Origin of the sequence: Gluconobacter sp. P1C6_b (genome assembly GCF_018811945.1) — a bacterium.
In the GTDB taxonomy this organism is placed as follows: Bacteria; Pseudomonadota; Alphaproteobacteria; order Acetobacterales; family Acetobacteraceae; genus Gluconobacter.
On record NZ_JACRVU010000057.1, the window covers coordinates 1 to 1953 of the forward strand.

General features: G+C 56.0%; 2 protein-coding genes. Both read left to right on the plus strand.

Annotated elements, in window-relative coordinates:
• On the plus strand, positions 1-763 hold a 763-nt coding region (locus KP701_RS16035; RefSeq protein ID WP_215747903.1), incomplete at its 5' end, for an IS110 family transposase.
• A gap of 105 nt (positions 764-868) precedes the next feature.
• The gene (locus tag KP701_RS16040) at positions 869-1441 is read left to right on the plus strand and encodes a hypothetical protein (RefSeq protein WP_099287333.1); all 573 of its coding nucleotides are present in this window, start codon (positions 869-871) and stop codon (positions 1439-1441) included.
• Positions 1442-1953 lie beyond the last annotated feature (512 nt).

Sequence of the window (1953 nt, forward strand, 5' to 3'; positions counted from 1 at the left end):
TGTTCTCATCAGTATGGGACTCAATGCCGTCCAGTTGCCTCCAGCACAGATCAAAGCTTTCGCACTCGCCATGGGGAAACGCGCGAAAACCGATCAGATCGATGCGGAATTGATTGCGCGCTTTATGGCTTTTCGTCCAGAAGCAGGACGAACACTGCCGGATGAGAAGCTCCAGTTTCTGCGGGCACTGACGGTGCGCAGAGCTCAGATGGTGGAGGCACGTAAACGGCTTTCTGCCCAGATTTCGGCACGCCGCAAGCAGGGTGTGAGCGCTGAACTGGAGGATATGGACAGCAGTCTCAAAGCATTTCTCGAAAGCCAGATCAGCGAGCTTGAACAACGGATTGAAAGTGTTATCGGAGAGGCAGAAGAACTCTCCGCCAAAGCAGAGCTTCTCCGTTCCATTCCTGGTATTGGCCCGGTATCAGTCGCCATGCTTCTCGCAGAAATGCCAGAGCTCGGCCGCATGACAGCGACAGAAGCCGCTGCAATGACTGGTCTTGCGCCAATGGCTCATGATAGTGGCGCGATGCGTGGGAAACGGGTCATTTCAGGGGGAAGAAGATCTCTCCGCCACGTGCTGTTCCAGGCAGGATTGGCAGCTGCCTGCCATAATCCAGTTCTGAAAGCTGTTGCCAAGCGCATGAAAGAGCGGGGTAAACCACATAAACTAGTGATCGTCGCTATCGCACGGCGCCTCATCACAATCGCCAATGCTATCCTCAAAACTGGAGTGCCATGGCGCATTAGCTCCGCCGCTTAAACACAGTTGCTAGATATCACCATTTAACTCCTTGCGGGCTAATTCTTGGCGCTCCATATTTTCCGCGTCGTCCGACACTGCTTAACAGACACGGAGGATTCCAAAATGCATTTTTCTCGTATGATTCAGGCCGGCACCTTTGTTGCTACACTGGCCTGCGGCGCGGCTGCCCTGCCTGCGCAGGCTCAGGATACGTTGCGCGTCGTTGATGCACGGGGACACCAGGTCGGTATCCTGGTCCCGGTCCAGGGCATCGCAACGACAGCGGCAATGCCTGATATCGACATGTTCGAGGCCGTTGATCGCATGATGGCACGCAATATGGCTCTCATGGAGGCGGTCGATCGGACATTGGGCTCGCGGCTGGACGGCGTCCTGCGCGCCGTTCCGGCTGTTGGTCATGACCTCCCGAAACAGAGCATGTCCTGGCAGCGTTTCGAGGCGGTCAGCACCGGTGGACCCAGCGCCTGTACGCAGACGATCACGATCACATCAAACGGTCAGGCGGCGCCAATCGTTCATGTGTCACGCACCGGAAGCAAGTCCTGTGCGACGCTCCCCGCGCCGATGGCAGTTGACAATCCCGGAGATCAAAAGGCTGGTTCGACGGCTCTGACGCCCGCCGTCGAGACGCGGACGGAAGTCCCGACAAACGGACGCGCTGGAAGCGCTCTCTAAAACAGGTGGTGGCCGGAAAACCCCGGGCCACCATCATAGAAGGAAAATATATTGATTTTCCGCGATCATCGCCATGATGGTTAACGAATATCAACAAAACCCCTGTAGTTTCCGTCCGCAACACCGCCACAAAAAATAAATACAAATATAAATAATAAAATTATTCATGAAAAAGAATCTGCATTTCGTGCCCCCTTGACGAGGCAAGCATCTCTTCCAATCTTGCTTTCGCCGGACGCCATCGGGTCCGGCATAGGCTCTGTGAGCCAGACAACTGGAGTCCATGTTGCTTTAATCGGAGGATGTGGATGTCGACACTGAAAGGACTTTATTCCCGCTATCGCCGCTCCTTGCGCACAGCCGCCCGGAGATGGCGCAACCGACTGGAGGGAGGCGTATCATGGTAACGCGCCCCCTTTTTGGAGACGATCCGCTAGCTCCGCGTGTCCTCTCCGTGCTCCGCCGCCTCGGTCATGACGGACGTGGCGTGATGCTGACGTCTCTGGTGGCCC

Bases quoted from the DNA above. Each gene is read 5' to 3' on its own strand.
- KP701_RS16040 (WP_099287333.1), top strand. From the start codon at position 869: ATGCATTTTTCTCGTATGATTCAGGCCGGCACCTTTGTTGCTACACTG.